Here is a 17295-nt window from a genome sequence, read left to right on the forward strand (position 1 = left end):
CTCTCCCTCGAGAGGAGGGGAACGGAACGCCCGCCGGCTCCAACCCTCCGGTTCAGGCCGCTCCCTTCGCCTTCAATTCCAATCTCCGCGCGTGCAGCACCGGCTCGGTGTAGCCGTTGGGCTGGATGCGGCCCTTGAAGACGAGGTCGCAGGCGGCCTGGAAGGCGACGGAGCCGTCGAAATCGGCGGCCATCGGCCGGTAGAGCGGGTCGCCCTGGTTCTGCTGGTCGACGATCGCCGCCATGCGCTTCATCGTTTCCATCACCTGGTCGGCCGCACAGACGCCATGGTGCAGCCAGTTGGCGATGTGTTGCGAGGAGATGCGAAGCGTGGCGCGGTCCTCCATCAGGCCGACATCGTTGATGTCGGGCACTTTCGAGCAGCCGACGCCCTGGTCGATCCAGCGCACGACATAGCCCAGAATGCCTTGCGCATTGTTGTCGAGCTCCGCCTGGATGTCGGCCGGCGACCAGTTCGGCCGCACCGCGACCGGCACCGACAGGATGTCGTCGAGCTTGGCCTTCGGCCGGCTCTTCAGCGCCGCCTGCACGGCGTGGACATCGACCTTGTGATAATGGGTGGCGTGCAGCGTCGCCGCGGTCGGCGAAGGCACCCAGGCGGTGTTGGCGCCGGCCTTGGGGTGGGCGATCTTCTCGGCGAGCATCGCCGCCATCAGATCGGGCATCGCCCACATGCCCTTGCCGATCTGGGCGTGGCCGGCAAGCCCGCATTCCAGCCCAGTGTCGACATTCCAGGCCTCGTAGGCGGAAATCCAGGCAGCCTGCTTCATGTCGCCCTTGCGGATCATCGGGCCGGCTTCCATAGAGGTGTGGATCTCGTCGCCGGTGCGGTCGAGGAAGCCGGTGTTGATGAACACGACGCGCTCCCTGGCGGCGCGGATCGCCTCCTTGAGGTTGACGGTGGTGCGCCGCTCCTCGTCCATGATGCCCATCTTGATGGTATTTTTTTCCATGCCGAGCAGGGCCTCGACGCGATCGAAGATCTCGACGGCGAAGGCAACTTCCTCGGGTCCATGCATCTTGGGTTTCACGACATACATCGAGCCCGCGCGGGAATTGGCGCGGCGGCCGTTCGGCCCGACATCGTGCAGCGCGATCAGCGCGGTCATCGCCGTGTCCATGATGCCTTCCGGCACCTCGTTGCCGTCGCGGGCCGTTATCGCCGGATTGGTCATGAGGTGGCCGACATTCCTGACCAGCATCAGCGAGCGGCCGGGCAGCGTCACCGTGCCGCCATTGCGCGAGGTGTAGGACCGATCGGGGTTGAGCTTGCGGACAAAGGTCCGGCCGCCCTTGGTGATCTCTTCGGTGAGGTCGCCCTTCATCAGGCCGAGCCAGTTGCGGTAGACGACGACCTTGTCCTGCGCATCCACCGCCGCGACCGAATCCTCGCAGTCCTGGATGGTGGTCAGCGCCGATTCCAGGATGATGTCGGCGATGCCGGCCGGATCGGTGCGGCCGATCTGGTTGTCGCGGTCGATTAATATCTCGATATGCAGGCCGTTGCTGACCAGCAGCACGGCTTGCGGGTTGGCGGCGTCGCCGCGATAGGCGACGAACTGCCTGACGTCGGCAAGCGTGGTCGAGCCGGCACCGGCGCTGAGCCGCAGCGCGCCATTGGCCAGCGAAAGGCCGTTGACGCCGGCCCATTTGCCCGATGTGAGCGGCACCGACTGGTCGAGAAAGTCCTTGGCCCAGGCGATGACTTTCGCACCACGCGCGGGGTTGAAGCCCTTGCCCTTCCCGGCGCCGTCCGTCTCGGGAATCGCGTCGGTGCCGTAAAGCGCATCATAGAGCGAGCCCCAGCGGGCATTGGCGGCGTTGAGCGCATAGCGCGCATTCATCACCGGCACCACAAGCTGCGGTCCGGCGACGACGGCGATCTCGGGATCGACCTTTTCGGTCGTCACCGAGAAGGCCGGGCCTTCGGGGACGAGATAGCCGATCTCCTTCAGGAAGGTTTTGTAGGCTTCCAGGTCGACCGGCGCGCCATTGGCGCGATACCAGTCATCGAGCTTTTCCTGTATAGCGTCGCGCTTTGCCAGCAGTGCCCGGTTCTTCGGAGCGAGGTCGTGGACGATGGCCGAAAAGCCGTTCCAGAACTTATCCGGATCGATGCCGGTGCCCGGAGCGGCCTCGTTGACAACGAAGTCATGGAGTTCGCGGGCGATCCGCAATCCGGCGATTTCGACGCGATCGGTCATCAGGCTGCTCCAGATGAAAGGCTTTCGCGCGCCTTTGGCATGTTGGGAGTGCAGGGTCAATTCAGCTTAGGGTGAAGGCAGGGCAGCTAGGCGCGGTTTTTAGGCTTGGTGCCGGCGGCGACGCTGCCAATCTCCCCCCAACTAGGGGAGATTACACTCTCCATCACACCGCGATCCGTGGCCTGCCCGAAGCCACCGCCACCACATGCGCCTCGATGAACATGCGCTGGGCTTCGACGGTGGAGACGCGGAATTCGGTCGCGACATCGATTTCGGCGCTGTCGGTGCCGGCATCCCTGGCGCGCTGCGCCGCGATGGCGCGTACATCGGCCTCGGCGGCCGCGATCGCCGCCGCCTCGTCGAGGAAATCGCGCACGGTTTCGCCCGAGGCAAGACGGAACAGACCTTCCTTGGGCTGGCTGACGCGCGCCTCCGCCGATACCCGGACCTGGCCGACCACGGCGCCGAGCGCGTTGGCGACATCGGTGTCATCAGGCACCACGCAGTCATTGCCGACCAATGGCGGCAGTCCGGCATAGTGCAGTGGCGCCGAGGCACCGAGGCCGATCACCGGCCGGTCGAGCGCGACGCTCAGGCGCGCAATGCCTGGATGCGCGTCGACGGCGCGCTGCACCAGCGCATGCGCAACGGTGGCCGCGCCGTCGAGCCCGTCTTCGGCGAAGGCGGTTTCGAGGATATATTCGGCCGACCAGCGCGTCAGCGCCGCCAGCACGCGCTCCGAGATCGCCTCGGGAGAGGCCGCGATCGCCTGGCCGCGGCCGTCGCGCTTGCGCGCGAACAGCTCTGCGCCGAGGCGGGCGGCGGCGGCATCCCAGTTCGCCTGCTTGCCAAGCACATGCGCCGCATCCGATGGGGTGAAGCCTGAAATGTGCACCAGCCCGCGCGACACCAGGCGGTTCAAGGTGGCGTTTTGCGCATTCGAGGTCAAAAGCCTGTCGAGAGGCAAGGGCATTGCGCCGATCGCTTCGTAGAGCCTTGCTTCCGGGGCGGTCAGCCCGGCGGCAAGACGGTCGGGCACGCCGGTGCGCATCGCGAAACGGCCGTCCATGCGGCCGGTGTTCGGCGCGCGCAGCTGGCGCTCGAGTTCCGCCAAAACGGCCTCGCGATGCACCATGCCGGCCAGCGCCAGCGGCACCAGCCGGCGCGGTCCGAGCAGGAGCCTGGGATTGAGAGCGCCGTCTTCCAACGCCACTTCGGAATCGCCGCCGAGGCCGAAGGTGCGCATGGCGACGGCCTCGACCATGGTGCGAAAGCCGCCAACGGTGGCGCCTTCCGGATCGAGCCGCGGCCGTCCCTTGTCGAGCACGGCAACGTCGGTGGTGGTGCCGCCGATGTCGGAAACCACCGCGTTTTCCAACCCGGTCATGTGGTGCGCGCCGACCAGGCTGGCGGCCGGGCCGGAGAGAATGGTCTCGATCGGCCGCTGGCGGGCAAACGCCGCCGACACCAGCGCGCCGTCGCCGCGCACCACCATCAGGGGCGCCGCGATGCCGCGCGCCTCGAGAAAGCCTTCGGTCGCCGCCACCAGCCGGTCGATCATCGAGATCAGCCGGGCGTTGAGCAGCGTCGTCAGCGCCCGGCGCGGGCCGCCGAGCTTGGCCGACAATTCATGGCTTGCGGTGACCGGCAGGCCGGTTTTCTCCCGGATCAGCTCGCGGGCGGCGATCTCGTGCGCCGGGTTGCGGGTGGCGAAATAGGCGCAGACGGCAAAGCCCGAGACCGAGCCGCCGAGTTCGGGCAGCGCCGCCTCGAGGCCGGACAGGTCGAGCTTGGCGGTGTTGCCGTGCACATCGTGGCCGCCAGGGCAGAACACGACCGGATCGGTGCCCAACGCCGCCTTCAGCCCATCGCGGGCAAGGTCCGCCTCGGAAAAGCCGATCATGACAAGCGCGACGCGGCCGCCCTGGCCCTCGACCAGCGCGTTGGTGGCAAGCGTCGTCGACATGGAGACAAGCTTGATGGCGGCAGGATCGGTGACCGCTTTTTCCAGAACCGCGTCGACGGCGCCGGAAATGCCAACGGCGAGATCGTGCCTGGTGGTCAGAGCCTTGGCCTTGGCCAGCACCTTTCCCTTGTTCGGCCCGCTCTGCGGGCCTTCGGTTTCGGACCACAGCACGGCATCGGTGTAGGTGCCGCCAGTGTCGATGCCGAGGAAAAGAGGTTTTGGCTTGGTCTTGGTCATTTCTGATGATGGCCCGCATTTATCTACCTGCCCTTAGCCGATAGCGGCCGGCCGATAAAGCCGCGAGCGCTGGGCCAAGGGAAGCAGCGTTGGCGCGACGGAGGATTTATTGAGGGCCGGAGCGAGGCGCCCCCCTCTGTCCTGCCGGACATCTCCCCCTCAAGGGGGGAGATCAGATGTCGCAACCGCTTTCGCCAATCGCCAACGTTGCAGAAGGAGCGCCGGCGTTCAAGTTGCCAATCTCCCCCCTTGAGGGGGAGATGCCCGGCAGGGCAGAGGGGGGTGCCTCGCACCAACCTCCGCGATTGGCTACCCCACAAACCCGACCTTCTTGTGCGAGCCATCGCAATACGGCTTGTTCGCGGAATGACCGCAGCGGCACAGGAAGGCGCGTTGCGTGCGGTCGACCGTGTGGCCGGTGCCGGTGACGATTTCCATATTGCCTTCGAGCTTGAGCGGCCCGTCTTTCGTCGGCGTTACCTTGAGTGGCCCGTCGCGCGCGTCCAGCGCCGGCGTGTCCTTCAGCGCCGGCTCGCCGGTGGCGGCAAAACCTGATTTGTTGTGGCTGCCGTCGCAGAACGGCTTGTTCTGCGACGCGCCGCAGCGGCAGAGCGTGGCGCGGTGGAACGTCTCGCCGTCGAGCATAATCTCGGCGTGGACGGCCAGCGGGCCATTTTCCCTGATGCGCACGGTGTTGACCAGCGGCGGCCTTTCCTGCGGCCCGCCATCCTTCCTGACATAGGTGATGGCGCCTGACGGGCAGCTTTCGGCAATGGCGACGATCTTCTCGACGCTGGCCGCGTCGGGATGGATCCACTCTCCCGGCGCGTTCGGCACGAAGACATGCGGATCGCCCAGCACGCAATTGCGCGAATGGATGCAGCGCCGGCCGGCAAAGCCGACATCGATCTTCTCGCCCTCGACCGGACCCGCCATCGCCTTGCTCCTGTTGCCTGACACACGCCGCCCGGATGCGGCGTGCTTTGGGTGCTGTTCTTGCAGGCTATGCCCCAGGCAGGAAAAGCGTCAAGCTGGCAAGCCGGTCAGGGAACCAGTTCGATCTCCTCGGTCTCGCCGCCGCTGCAGGTATAGCAGCAATCGTCGCATTTTTCCTTGTCGCCGGGGCCGACGCCCCAATAGGTGCCTTCGTCACCGTCGACCCAGGCGCCGTAGCAGATCGATTCGCCCTCGTCGCAGGAGACCGGGAGTTGCCTGGTCTCGCCGTCGTCGAGGTAGAAATCCTTGCCGTTGCCCGGCCACACATAGTCGCGGTCCTGGCTGTAGAGCTCGAGGCGCATGGCATTGGGATGGCTGTTCTTGATGGCGAAAGTGACGTCGCCGGCACGGGCCGACGGCACCAGCAGCATGGCAAGAGACAGCGCGGCCAGCGAACGGCGCGCATAGGCGTAGAACATGATATCCCCCAAAAATAAACGGCCCACCCGGCCGCCCTGCGGGCATTGCACGGGGCCACCGATCGCTAAAGGGGTCGACCGCGACAATCCCGGACTAATTTTGGGGAGATTGGCCTACTCAACCAGGTCGACGGTCTCGGTCGAATGGTCCACGCAGATGAAACAGCAATCGTCGCAGGGCCGGTCGTTGTCCGGCCCGACGCCGGCCGAGATGGCGTCGTTGCCGTTGACCCACGCGCCGTAGCAGATGCGTTCGCCCTCATTGCACGAAATCGGCACCGATTTGCGTGAGCCGGGATCGAACAGGAACACCTTGTCGTCGCCCGGCCAGACCGTTTCGCGGTCGCGGCTGAACAGTTCGACGGCAACGGCCTGCCCGCGCTGGTTCTTGACGAAGAAAGCCATGTCGGCCGCCCCGGCCGAGGTGGTGAAGATCAATGCCGCGACAGCGGCCGTGCGAAAGAGCGTCACGGTTGGACCTTTCGAATCATGCCGGCAGAATCGCATGGCCGCCGCGAACTAGGAAGCCGCCTCCGCCGCGATCTGGCGTCCCAGCCGCAGCGTTTCCCGCACCAGCAGGTGAAGATCGTCGCGCCGGGTCCGGTGGTTGGTGATCGCCACGCGCAGGCAATGCTGGCCATGCACCGTCGTGTCCGACAGTGCCGCAATGCCTTGTTCCTGCAAACGCAGCATGATTTCCGTGTTGAACCGCTTAAGCTCCTCGCCGGACGCCCCGGCAAGCCGATGCCGGAAGCAGACGATGTTGATCGTGGTCGGCGCCATCAGCACCAGCGACGGCTCGGCCTCGATCAGTCCGGCGAGATAGGCCGCTTGCGCGATGTTCTGGTCGATCAGGCGGCCGAATTTGTCGGCGCCATGCTCCTTCAGCGCCATCCATACTTTGAGCGCGCGAAAGCCGCGCGACGTCTGCAAGCCGTAGTCATGCAGCCATTCGCCGGAGGCGAGACCGCGCGGCGTCGATTCCAGATATTCGGGGGTCACGGCGAAGGTACGGCGATGGGCGACGGCGTCCCTGACCAGGGCGCAGCCGGCCTCGAACGGTGCGTGCAGCCATTTGTGCGGATCGAGCGCGATCGAATCGGCCCATTCGATGCCGGCGACCCGATGGGCGTTCTGGGGGGCGATCGCGACCAGGGCGCCGATGCAGCCATCGACATGGAACCAGAGCTCTTCCTCATGCGCCAGTTTGGCAAGCGCCCGCAGGTCGTCGATCGCTCCGGTGTTGACGGTGCCGGCATTGCCGATCACGCAGGCAGGTTTGAAGCCCGCCTGGCGATCCTCGGCAATTGCCGCTCGCAAGGCAGTGATGTCGATGCGCAGCCCGGCATCGGTCGGTATTCGCCGCAAGGCCCGGTTGCCGAGGCCGAGCGCCTCCATGGCCTTGCGGTGACAGGAATGGAGCTGGTCCGAGCCATAATAGCGCAGGGGCTTCTCGATGGCGGCAACGCCATGCTCGCGCACGTCGATGCCGGCCTTGACGTTGCGCGCCACCGTCAGCCCGATCAGGTTGGCCATCGAACCGCCGCTGACCAGCGTGCCGCTGGCCGAGACGGGAAACCCCAGCATTTGCTTGCACCAGTTGACGACCTGGCAGTCCATCAGCCCGGCGGCATGGTTGCCGCCGCCGAGGTTGGAGCCCTGGATCGCCGCCAGGAAATCGCCGAGCGCGCCGGTGAAGTTGCTCGAGCCCATGTACCAGGCCCAGAAGCGAGGATGGATGTTGCCCATCGGGTATGACATCACGGTGCGGGAAACCTCGCCATAGACGGCGGCCAGCCGCGCCGGGGTTCGCGGCAGGGGTGCAGCGAAGACCTCCCTCACGTCTGCCGGCACCTCCCGCCAGACCGGACGGTCGCGCACGTCGCGCAGATAGTCGACGACATCGTCGATGACCCGGTGAGACAAAGCCTGCACATCGGCCCAGTCCGAGGGGTCAAGCGTCTCCTCGGCCACAGTGGCAAGGGTTTCCTGCGCGACGTCCATGACAGCCTCCCGTCAAGTCGCCGGGAACTGGCAGCCGGGCGTCGAGCGCGACAGCGCCGTCTCGTCGGCGTCCATCTCGGCATCGATGCCGTCGAACAGCGGCGTCGTCATGTAGCGTTCGCCGGTGTCGGGCAGCATGCACAGGATCACCGATCCGGCCGGCGCCTTCTCGGCGACCTGCCGTGCCACGGCGAAGGTGGCGCCGCCGGAAATACCGGTGAAGATGCCTTCCTTCTGCGCCAGCGCCTTGGCCCATTTGATGCCTTCGGGTCCGGCGATCGGCATCACCTCGTCATAGAGGCCGGCGTCGACCGCTTCCTGCAGCACGTTGGGGATGAAATCAGGCGTCCAGCCCTGGATCGGATGCGGCTCGAAGGCCGGGTGGCTGGCGGCGGGCGCCCCGTCGGCACCGCGCTGCTGCGCCTTGCCGCTGCCGATGAGCTGGGCGTTGGCCGGCTCGGAAAGGATGATGCGGACATCCGGCCGCTCACGGCGCAGCACGCGCGCCACGCCGACGACGGTGCCGCCAGTGCCGTAGCCGGTGACGAAGCAATCGAGCCGCGAGCCGGCGAAATCATTGATGATCTCGCGCGCCGTCGTCGCCTCGTGGATGGCGGCGTTGGCCCTGGTTTCGAACTGTCGCGCCAGGAACCAGCCATTGGCCTCGGCCAGCTCTACGGCCTTCTTGTACATGCCGAAACCCTTTTCGGCGCGCGGCGTCAGCACCACCTTGGCGCCCAGCATGCGCATCAGCTTGCGGCGCTCGACGGAAAAGCTGTCGGCCATGGTGACGACCAGCGGATAGGCTTTCTGCGCGCAGACCATGGCGAGCCCGATGCCGGTGTTGCCGCTGGTGGCCTCGACGATGGTCTGGCCCGGCTTCAACGCGCCGCTGCGCTCGCCCTCCTCGATGATGTTGAGCGCCAGCCGGTCCTTCACCGAGGCAGCCGGGTTGAAGAACTCGGCCTTGACGTAGATCGTCGCGTGGGCCGGGCCGAGATTGTTGATGCGGATGACCGGCGTGTCGCCGACCGTGTCCAAAATGCTGTCGAACAGGCGGCCGCGGCCGGCCGTGGTTCTGATTCTTGCTTGCTGCAACATGTGTGGTCTCCTCGTCTGTGTTGGTGCCTTGCGGTCACGGGCCGGTTACAAACCGGCGGTTTGGGCGGCGAGGTTTCGAGACCTTGCCGCGCTAGGGTCGCTCGACGTGCCGGCAATGCGGCTGCCCGCATCCCGGCGCGCAACTCGCAAACCGGGTGCGTTCATGCCGTGTTCGGTGATAAAACGAGGGCCGACCGGCCAACGTGGGAGGAAGCGTGGGAGCAAGCGTGGAAATGCACGTGGAATCCGCTCGACCGAGCCTGGATCGCGGCAAGCCCGCTCTTGCCGTGCGCCTGCTTGGCCCGTTTGCGGTCGTGCGCGATGGCGTGCGGGCCGAATTGCCGGCATCGCGCAAGCTGCGCGCGCTGCTTGCCTATCTGGCGCTGGCGCCGCATCCGGTGGGACGCGCTCGGCTGTGCGAGCTTTTGTGGGATGTTCCGAACGATCCCAGGGGCGAGTTGCGTTGGTGCCTCAGCAAGCTTCGCGCCGTCCTCGATGAGCCGGGGCACCGTCGGGTCGAGACACAGGACGACACGGTCGCATTGCGCCTCGACGGCTGTTTCGTCGACGCGCTGGAGGTTGGCGCCGCCGCCGCGCAAGGGATCGCCTCGCTCGACGCCGAGCGCCTGCGGTCCCTGTCGGAGCTGTTCGCCGGCGACTTTCTCGACGGTCTGGAGCTCGACCGCAGTCCGTTTTTCGAGAGTTGGCTGATCGCGCAACGACGCCGCTTCCAATCGTGTCACGCCGCCGTTCTGGAGCAACTGGTCGCGGCGCTTCCGCCCGGTTCCGAAGCGGCAGCCGCCGGTCTCGACCGGTGGGTGGAGCTGGCGCCGTTCGACGGCCGCGCGCATCTGGCGCTGCTCACGCATCTGGCCGGGCGCGGCGCCATCGGTGCGGCCGAGCAGCATCTGACGGCGACGGCGCAATTGTTCCAATCGGAAGGGCTGGACTTCGGACCGGTGCGCGCAGCCTGGCAGGCGCTGCGCGACAAGCCGGTTGTAGATCGGCCGGCTGTAGATAGGCCGTCGGTAGATCCGCCCGTGGTAGATCGGCTTTCGGCGCAGCCCGTCGGCATCACGGCATCGCCGCCGTCGCCCGCTCCGGCGGGCGTGGAGCCCAGCCACGCCTCTCTGGCGGTGATGCCGTTCGTCGAGGCTGCCGGCCTTTGCGGCACGCGCGGCGGGATCGCCGACGGCCTGACCCATGACATCATCACGCGCCTGGCCAAGCTCAGGGATTTCTTCGTCATCGCGCGCGGCTCGGTCTTCGCGCTCGCCGAGAAGAACATCGCGCCGCAGGAAGCGGGGCTCAAGCTGAATGTGGACTATGTCGCCACCGGCACGGTGCGCACCGTGGCCGGCCGCGTCGTCATCGCCGTCGAGCTCATCGAGGTTCGCACGGCCAGGATCGTCTGGGCCGAGAGCTTCGAGCGCCGGGCCGACGACCTCTTCGGCGTGCTCGATGATATCGGCAACGCGATCGTCTCCTCGATCTCGGCCGAGATTGAGACGGTCGAACGCAACCGCGCGATGCTGAAGGCGCCCAACTCGCTCAACGCCTGGGAAGCCTATCACCGCGGCCTCTGGCACATGTACCGCTTCACCCAGCCGGAGAACGAGTTGGCGCAGCACTTCTTCGGCGTGGCGACGGCGCTCGACCCGACCTTCGCCCGCGCCCATGCCGGCCTGTCCTTCACCCATTGGCAAAGCGCTTTCCAGCGCTGGGGCGACCGCGACCACGAAAGCGCGCTGGCCTACGAGACAGCGGGACACAGTCTCCTGGTCGACGAACAGAACCCTGCCGCGCACTGGGCGATGGGCCGGGCGCTGTGGTTGCGCGGCGAACAGGACGGGTCGCTCTTCGAATTGGAACGGGCAGTGGAGCTCAGCCCCAATTTCGCGCTCGGCCACTATGCGCTGTCCTTCGTCCACTCGCAGTCCGGCGATCCGCAGGCGGCGATCGGCTCTTCCGACCATTCGCGCCATCTCAGCCCCTTCGACCCGCTGCTGTTCGGCATGCTGGGCGCGCGCGCCATGGCGCATGTGCGGCTCGGCCAGTTCGAGGAAGCGGCCGAATGGGCGCTGAAGGCGGCGGCGCGGCCCAATGCCCACGCCATCATCCTGGCGATCGCTGCACACTGCCTGGCGCTGGCCGGTCGGCTCGACGAGGCACGCAATTTCGCCGCCGCCATCCGCAAGGCGCTGCCGGACTACCGCGCCGACGATTTCATCGGCACGTTCCGTTTCGAAGCAGATGCGGAGGCATTGTTCCGGCAAGGCGCAAGGCGGATCGGATTGAACTGAATCCGCGCAATTTCCGTCGATTAACGATTTCGGAAGTGGTTGTTTAACCGTTCGTCGCTATGTCAGCGCCCGGAGGGGCATGACAGAGAGTGTATGATGAGCGACAGCCCTGACAAGCGCAATGAATGGCGCGCCATTCTTTACGTGCAAGCCCGCGTGGCGGTTCTTTTCGTCCCGGTCGTCGCCAGCCTGCTGATCATCGCCGCACTTGCAGGCAACGACCGCAAATCCGTCCCAGCCGTGGACCGGACGGTAACGGGATCGGTGCGATAAGGGCACGGTCATCGACAGCGCACGTTTCCCAAGAGGCGTGCGCATGATGTCGGGCAAGTCCCCGCGGCTTTCCGTTGGCGGGAATGACCATGCGAGCGATCGTGCACCCAACAAAAAAGCCCGGACGAGCCGGGCTTTTTTGTTGGGTCTCCGAACCTTCGAACGGTTCGAAACGGAAAAAAATGGTGCCCAGAAGAGGACTCGAACCTCCACTCCTTGCGGAACACGGACCTGAACCGTGCGCGTCTACCAATTCCGCCATCTGGGCTGGTGCGGGCTCAATAAGCGGGCAAGCGGTGTGTGTCAACGCGGTTTTTGGAACATGATCCCGAAAGGTGGGACCGGCTTTCACAAAAAGATCATGCCCGGCCAGAGCCGCCGCCTCTGACTGCCGGCCCCGGACCGGTCAGCCTTCCAGCACTTCCTTCGAGGCCACGGTGGAATCGGCGTTGAGCGTGTAGATGACCGGCACGCCGGTGCCGAGCTCCAGCTTGACGATCTCCTCGCCCGACTTGCCGTCCAGCGCCATGATCAGCGCCCGCAGCGAATTTCCGTGGGCGGCGACCAGCACCGTGCCGCCGCGCAGCACATGAGGCTGGAGGTCGTGCAGGTAATAAGGCCAGACGCGGGCGCCGGTGTCCTTCAGGCTCTCGCCGCCGGGGGGCGGCACGTCGTAGGAGCGGCGCCAGACATGCACCTGCTCCTCGCCCCATTTCTTGCGCGCGTCGTCCTTGTTGAGGCCGGAGAGGTCGCCATAGTCGCGCTCGTTCAGCGCCTGGTCGCGGATGGTTTTCAGGTCGCTCTGGCCGACGGCGTCGAGGATGTGCTGGCAGGTTTTTTGCGCCCGGATCAGCGCCGAGGTGAAGGCGATGTCAAACTTCAGGCCGCGTGCCTTGAGCTTCTGGCCGGCCGCCTTGGCCTCGGCGTGGCCCTGTTCGGTCAGGTCGACGTCGCGCCAGCCGGTGAACAGGTTCTTCAAATTCCATTCGCTCTGGCCATGGCGCACGAGCACGAGGGTTCTCGACATTTTTGCTCCTCTGGGATCTGAGCAATTCCAGCAGAAGTGGGAAGCGGTTTTCTGTCCGGAATTGCATGGGGACGAAGACGGTTCAGGGTCGTTCAGGCAAGCCCGAGTACGTCCCGCATCGAGTAAAGGCCGGGCTTCTTGCCATGCGCCCAAAGGGCTGCCTTGACGGCGCCGCGGGCGAAGATGGCTCGGTCCTCGGCATGGTGGGCGAGCGTGATGCGCTCGCCGGTGCCGGCCAGGATGACGCTGTGGTCGCCGACCACCGAGCCGCCGCGCAGCGTTGCGAAGCCGATCGAGCCAGGCTTGCGCACGCCGGTGTGGCCGTCGCGGACCCGCACATCGTTGCCGGCAAGCGGCACGCCGCGCCCCGCGGCGGCGGCTTCGCCCAGCAGCAGAGCGGTGCCGGACGGCGCGTCGACCTTGTGCCTGTGATGCATTTCGAGGATCTCGATGTCGAAATCGCCCGCGTCGAGGGCGCGCGCGGCCTGTTCGACCAGCACCGCCAGGAGGTTGACGCCGAGGCTCATATTGCCCGACTTGACGATCGTCGCGTGGCGCGCCGCGGCGGCGATCCTGGCATTGTCGTCGGACGAGCAGCCGGTCGTGCCGATGACATGCACGATGCGCGCCTGCGCCGCATAGCCGGCGAATTCGACGGTTGCAGCCGGGGCGGTGAAATCGAGCACGCCGTCCGCCCCTGCGAAGGCCGGCAGCGGATCGTCCGAGATCGCCACATTGATGATGCCGATGCCGGCAAGCTCGCCCGCATCCTTGCCGAGATAGGGCGATCCTTGCCGCTCGATCGCGCCGGCGACGCGTGCGCCCGGCATTGCGTGGATGGCGCGGATCAGCGTCTGGCCCATGCGGCCGGCGGCGCCCACCACCACCAGGCCCATATCGCCCGCGGGCCTGTCGGCTGTCGGCGTTTCACTCATCTCGCGCTCCCGGCGATGCCCTGCGTCTCGATAGTTTGCGTCGGCCCTGGCGCCGGAGTTTGGATCGGCGCGCCGTCATCGACAAGCCCCAGGCCCTTCCTGCCCTGCACCCGGTGGAAGCGGGAATAGACGCTGTGCGGATCGGCCATCAGCGAGGCATGGGTGCCCTGTTCGACCAGATGACCCTGTTCCAGCACGATGATGTGGTCGGCATTGACCACCGTCGACAGCCGGTGGGCGATGACGATGGTGGTGCGCCCCTCCATGACGTGGGTCAGCGCTTCCTGGACCTTGGCTTCCGCCTCGTTGTCGAGCGCCGAGGTCGCCTCGTCGAGCAGCAGGATCGGCGCCTGGCGGACGATGGCGCGGGCGATCGACACACGCTGGCGCTGGCCGCCCGACAGCGACGCGCCGTTTTCGCCGACGGGCGTGTCGTAGCCCAGCGGCTGCTGGCGGATGAAGCCGTCGGCCTGGGCCAGTCGCGCGGCCTGCTCGATCTCGGCGTCAGTGGCGGAGAGCCGGCCATAGCGGATGTTGTCGCGGATGGTGCCTTCGAACAGATAGGGCTGCTGCGAAACATAGGCGATGGAGCTGCGCAGCGACTGCTTGGTGATCTTCGAAATGTCCTGGCCGTCGATCTCGATCGTACCCGCCTCGACGTCGTAGAAACGCTGCAGCAGCGCCACCAGCGTGGTCTTGCCGGCGCCGGAGGCGCCGACGATGGCAGTCATCTTGCCGGCGGCGGCGACGAAGCTGAGGTCCTGCAGGACCGGCGCCTCCTCGACATAGCGGAAGCTCACATTGTTGAACCGCACTTCGCCCGTGGTGAAATTCGCCTCGGCGGCTCCCGGCGCGTCGCCCTGCTGCGGTTCGAGATCGAGGATTTCGTAGATCATGCGCGCATTGACCAACGCGCGCTCCATGCCGACCTGCATGCGCGCCAGCCGCCTTGCCGGGTCGTAGGCCAGCATCAATGCGGTGATGAAGGAGAAGACGGCGCCCGGCGGCTGCCCGAGGACGAGCGCACGATAGCCGGAATAAGCGATGACGCCAGTGACGGCGAGGCCGGCCAGCATGTCGGAAATCGGCGACAGCCGTTCCGAAACCCGGGCGATCTTGTTGCCGCGGTGCTCGGCGCTGTTGGCGAGCTGGCCGATGCGCCGCGACAGCTCGTCCTCCATGGTGAAGGCCTTGACGATGGCGATGCCTTGCGTGGCTTCCTGCATGGCGCCGATCAGCCGCGAGTTGATCTGCACCGATTCGCGGGTGATGCGACGCACCCGGCGCATCAGATAGACAACGGTGTAGATGAGCGGCGGTCCGATCACCAGCGAGCTGAGCGACAGGACCGGATCCTGGTAGATCATGACGCCGAGCAGCCCGAACAGCGTCACCCCGTCGCGCGCGATCGACGTCAGCGTCATCGACAGCAGGTCGCGAATGCCGTTGACGTTCTCGTTGACCTGCGCTGCCAGCCGGCCCGATCTCGTGTCGTTGAAGAAACCGACGCCGAGCTTCATCAGGTGATCGAAGATGCGGCGCTGGTAGCGCGCAACCAGGTTGTTGCCGACCGTGGCCAGCGTCACCGCCTGGCCGTAGCCGGCGAACCCGCGCACGAGGAAGGCACCCATGATACCGGCGCAAATCCACACGATCAGATCGCCGCGCCGCTCGTAGAATATCTGGTTGACGACCGGGCTCATGATCCAGGCGGTGAACGCGGTCGTGGAGGACACGGCCAGCAGGCAAGCCCCGGCAAAGACGTAGGACCACAGGTAGTCGCGGCCGTTCTCGGCGATGATACGGCGCAGCACCGCCCAGACCTGGCCTGGGGTGGCTTTCTGCTTATGTGGAGCTTGGAGTGTCAAATCGGGAGCGCTTCGTGGTTTCCGCTTGGTGGGACCGGGCTGCACATTGCATCCCTTCTGGCGCCCCTCTTAGCGCCAAGCGGCCGGCTTGCCTATGCCCGCGGCTGATTAACTTCGTCGCGGGTATAGGACCGACGCCTGTGTCCGCCATGCGATCGCAGGGCTAAGCCTGCCAGCGGCGGCCTGCGGTCTGGACGCCGAACAGCGAAGGGTTCCTGGCGTAGGCGGCGAGGCCCAGAAGTGCCGCCAGCGGATGGGTGATGACATAGACGGGCAAGGTGCGCATCAATTCGCTGTGCGGCGCCTTGTCCTCGAAGGCGGTGCGGAAATTGCCCTGTTTCAGCGCCGGCACGATCTTCTGCGCGATGCCGCCGGTGAGAAAGACGCCGCCGCGGCTCATGAACACCAAGGCGAGATCGCCGGCGGTGCGCCCAAGGCAGGTGACGAAGATCTCCAGCGCCTCCTGCGCAACCGGATCGGTCTTGGCAAGCGCCGCTGCGGTGATCTCGGCCGGCGTGGTGAAGGGCGATGGTTTGCCGTCCGCCTTGGCCACCGCCCGGTAGACGTTGACCAGGCCGCGTCCGCTCAGGATCTGCTCGCCCGAAATGCGGCCCTCGAGCTTCTCGATATGCGGGAAAACCTCGAAATCTCTGACAGTGCGCGGGCCGATGTCCATATGGCCGCCCTCGCCGGGCACCGGGATCCAATGGCGCAGCGCGTGCACCAGCCCGGCGACGCCGAGCCCGGTTCCGGGGCCGAGCACCACGCGGCCGGCATCGGGCTCCGGCGCGCCGCCGCCGATCTTTTCCATGTGCTCTTCGCCGAGCGCCACGACGGCCAGCGCCTGCGCCTCGAAATCGTTGAGCACGACGATGTCGCTGAGGCCGAGGCTGGCGAACATCTGCCGGGGCTTGACGATCCACGGGCAATTGGTGAGCTCGATCTCGTCGCCGTCGACCGGGCCGGCCACCGCCAGCACCGCCGAATTGGGGCGAACCGAGGAGCGGTCGAGCACCGCCGCCTGGATCGCCTCGTCTATGGTGTTATAACTGGCGGTCTGGACGATCGCCGGCTCGCCGGCTTCCGAATTGGCGTCGAGCACGACCGAGAAGCGCGCATTGGTGCCGCCGATGTCGCCGATCAGGATCGGGAACCGCAGCGCCGTGTCGTCGTCGCCTGTGTTTGGCATGCTTTGTCGTCCGTCCCCGGCGCCCGACGGCCCATTGCCGTTCTCCCGTTGACTAGCGCATGAGTTAAAAAAGGGAAACGGTTTTCGAAACCGATGGTGCGCACGACCGATTTATGAAGTCGAACGGCCGCGACTAGGCTGCCGCCTTGTGCTCCTCGCGGGCAGCGGACCAGACCTCGCGGGCCGCATCGGCATTCATGGCGGCAATTCCCAGACCGACAATCAGGTCGGGCCACGCAGAATGCCAGATGGCGGCGGTGAGAAGGCCCGCGGCGATTATGGCGACGTTGGCAAAGGCGTCGTTCCGCGCGGAGAGGAAGGCCGCCTTTGTCAGGCTGCCGCTGTGATGGCGGAAGCGCGCCAGCATGAACGCGCAGGACAGGTTCACGGCCAACGCGCCTACGCCCGCAAGCGACAGTGGCAACGGCGCCGGTGCGACCGGCAGGTTGAACTTGGCCCAAGCCGTCCAGAGCGTCGCCAAGGCGGGCACCAGAAGAATCGCCGCCAGAGCCATGCCGACCCTTGCGCGGCTGCGTGCGCCCCAACCCAGGGCAATGAGAATAAGAAAATTGACCGAGGCATCTTCCAGGAAATCGACACTGTCCGCGAACAGCGACACGGAGCCGATCGCAGATGCCACGGCGAATTCGACGATGAAGTAGCCCAGGTTCAGAAGGACCACCCAGCGGACGACGCGGCGAAGGCCCATATCCTGCGTTTTCAATGCGGCGGGCCTCCTGCTCGCGGGAGACG

The 17295-nt window shown here is 66.3% G+C and carries 14 protein-coding genes and 1 tRNA gene; 2 read left to right on the plus strand and 13 right to left on the minus strand.

Annotated features, from left to right (window positions below; translation table 11 throughout):
• Positions 1–52: 52 nt before the first annotated feature.
• The 7 genes from FJ964_RS18510 to FJ964_RS18540 form a co-directional block, all read right to left on the minus strand.
• Entirely contained in the window at positions 53–2224 is a 2172-nt protein-coding gene (locus tag FJ964_RS18510; protein ID WP_140551723.1) for a malate synthase G, read from the minus strand.
• Positions 2225–2387: 163 nt separating this feature from the next.
• On the minus strand, positions 2388–4427 hold the full coding sequence (locus tag FJ964_RS18515; RefSeq protein ID WP_140551724.1) for a hydantoinase/oxoprolinase family protein: 2040 nt from the start codon (positions 4425–4427) through the stop codon (positions 2388–2390).
• Between the two features lie 309 nt (positions 4428–4736).
• Positions 4737–5363: a CDGSH iron-sulfur domain-containing protein gene (locus tag FJ964_RS18520; RefSeq protein ID WP_140551725.1), complete on the minus strand. Its 627-nt coding sequence runs from the start codon at positions 5361–5363 to the stop codon at positions 4737–4739.
• 107 nt (positions 5364–5470) lie between these two features.
• Positions 5471–5842, minus strand: a complete 372-nt coding sequence (locus FJ964_RS18525) for a hypothetical protein (RefSeq protein ID WP_140551726.1) — start codon at positions 5840–5842, stop codon at positions 5471–5473.
• Positions 5843–5956: 114 nt separating this feature from the next.
• Positions 5957–6313, minus strand: a complete 357-nt coding sequence (locus tag FJ964_RS18530) for a hypothetical protein (protein ID WP_140551727.1) — start codon at positions 6311–6313, stop codon at positions 5957–5959.
• Positions 6314–6361: 48 nt separating this feature from the next.
• Positions 6362–7846 (minus strand): aspartate aminotransferase family protein, encoded by a 1485-nt coding sequence (locus FJ964_RS18535; RefSeq protein WP_140551728.1) that lies wholly within the window; start codon positions 7844–7846, stop codon positions 6362–6364.
• Between the two features lie 12 nt (positions 7847–7858).
• Positions 7859–8947 (minus strand): pyridoxal-phosphate dependent enzyme, encoded by a 1089-nt coding sequence (locus FJ964_RS18540; RefSeq protein WP_140551729.1) that lies wholly within the window; start codon positions 8945–8947, stop codon positions 7859–7861.
• A gap of 233 nt (positions 8948–9180) precedes the next feature.
• On the opposite strand from FJ964_RS18540, the gene FJ964_RS18545 reads away from it, so the two are divergent.
• Both FJ964_RS18545 and FJ964_RS18550 read left to right on the plus strand, forming a co-directional pair.
• Positions 9181–11250, plus strand: coding sequence for a transcriptional regulator (locus tag FJ964_RS18545; protein WP_140551782.1), 2070 nt, complete (start codon positions 9181–9183; stop codon positions 11248–11250).
• Between the two features lie 93 nt (positions 11251–11343).
• On the plus strand, positions 11344–11523 hold the full coding sequence (locus FJ964_RS18550; RefSeq protein ID WP_140524353.1) for a hypothetical protein: 180 nt from the start codon (positions 11344–11346) through the stop codon (positions 11521–11523).
• Positions 11524–11706: 183 nt separating this feature from the next.
• On the opposite strand, the gene FJ964_RS18555 is transcribed toward FJ964_RS18550, so the two are convergent.
• The 6 genes from FJ964_RS18555 to FJ964_RS18580 all read right to left on the minus strand — a co-directional run bounded on the left by FJ964_RS18555 (position 11707) and on the right by FJ964_RS18580 (position 17251).
• Positions 11707–11791: transfer RNA gene (locus FJ964_RS18555), tRNA-Leu, on the minus strand.
• Positions 11792–11929: 138 nt separating this feature from the next.
• Positions 11930–12550, minus strand: coding sequence for a 2,3-bisphosphoglycerate-dependent phosphoglycerate mutase (locus FJ964_RS18560; RefSeq protein ID WP_140551730.1), 621 nt, complete (start codon positions 12548–12550; stop codon positions 11930–11932).
• 92 nt (positions 12551–12642) lie between these two features.
• Positions 12643–13485, minus strand: coding sequence for a 4-hydroxy-tetrahydrodipicolinate reductase (dapB, locus tag FJ964_RS18565; RefSeq protein WP_140551731.1), 843 nt, complete (start codon positions 13483–13485; stop codon positions 12643–12645).
• A complete protein-coding gene (locus tag FJ964_RS18570) occupies positions 13482–15353 on the minus strand; it encodes an ABC transporter ATP-binding protein (protein WP_140551732.1) in 1872 nt (623 codons plus the stop codon). The genes dapB and FJ964_RS18570 overlap by 4 nt, the downstream gene beginning before the upstream one ends.
• A 163-nt stretch (positions 15354–15516) precedes the next feature.
• Positions 15517–16542, minus strand: a complete 1026-nt coding sequence (locus FJ964_RS18575; protein WP_140551733.1) for a glucokinase — start codon at positions 16540–16542, stop codon at positions 15517–15519.
• Between the two features lie 133 nt (positions 16543–16675).
• A complete protein-coding gene (locus FJ964_RS18580; protein ID WP_140551734.1) occupies positions 16676–17251 on the minus strand; it encodes a cation transporter in 576 nt (191 codons plus the stop codon).
• Positions 17252–17295: the final 44 nt, after the last annotated feature.

It is taken from the genome of Mesorhizobium sp. B2-3-2 (assembly GCF_006442295.1).
GTDB lineage: Bacteria > Pseudomonadota > Alphaproteobacteria > Rhizobiales > Rhizobiaceae > Mesorhizobium.

Coding starts and splice junctions, on each gene's coding strand:
- FJ964_RS18510 (WP_140551723.1), bottom strand. CDS start 2,224: ATGACCGATCGCGTCGAAATCGCCGGATTGCGGATCGCCCGCGAACTC.
- FJ964_RS18515 (WP_140551724.1), bottom strand. CDS start 4,427: ATGACCAAGACCAAGCCAAAACCTCTTTTCCTCGGCATCGACACTGGC.
- FJ964_RS18520 (WP_140551725.1), bottom strand. CDS start 5,363: ATGGCGGGTCCGGTCGAGGGCGAGAAGATCGATGTCGGCTTTGCCGGC.
- FJ964_RS18525 (WP_140551726.1), bottom strand. CDS start 5,842: ATGTTCTACGCCTATGCGCGCCGTTCGCTGGCCGCGCTGTCTCTTGCC.
- FJ964_RS18535 (WP_140551728.1), bottom strand. CDS start 7,846: ATGGACGTCGCGCAGGAAACCCTTGCCACTGTGGCCGAGGAGACGCTT.
- FJ964_RS18540 (WP_140551729.1), bottom strand. CDS start 8,947: ATGTTGCAGCAAGCAAGAATCAGAACCACGGCCGGCCGCGGCCGCCTG.
- FJ964_RS18545 (WP_140551782.1), top strand. CDS start 9,181: ATGCACGTGGAATCCGCTCGACCGAGCCTGGATCGCGGCAAGCCCGCT.
- FJ964_RS18550 (WP_140524353.1), top strand. CDS start 11,344: ATGATGAGCGACAGCCCTGACAAGCGCAATGAATGGCGCGCCATTCTT.
- FJ964_RS18560 (WP_140551730.1), bottom strand. CDS start 12,550: ATGTCGAGAACCCTCGTGCTCGTGCGCCATGGCCAGAGCGAATGGAAT.
- dapB (WP_140551731.1), bottom strand. CDS start 13,485: ATGAGTGAAACGCCGACAGCCGACAGGCCCGCGGGCGATATGGGCCTG.
- FJ964_RS18575 (WP_140551733.1), bottom strand. CDS start 16,542: ATGCCAAACACAGGCGACGACGACACGGCGCTGCGGTTCCCGATCCTG.
- FJ964_RS18580 (WP_140551734.1), bottom strand. CDS start 17,251: ATGGGCCTTCGCCGCGTCGTCCGCTGGGTGGTCCTTCTGAACCTGGGC.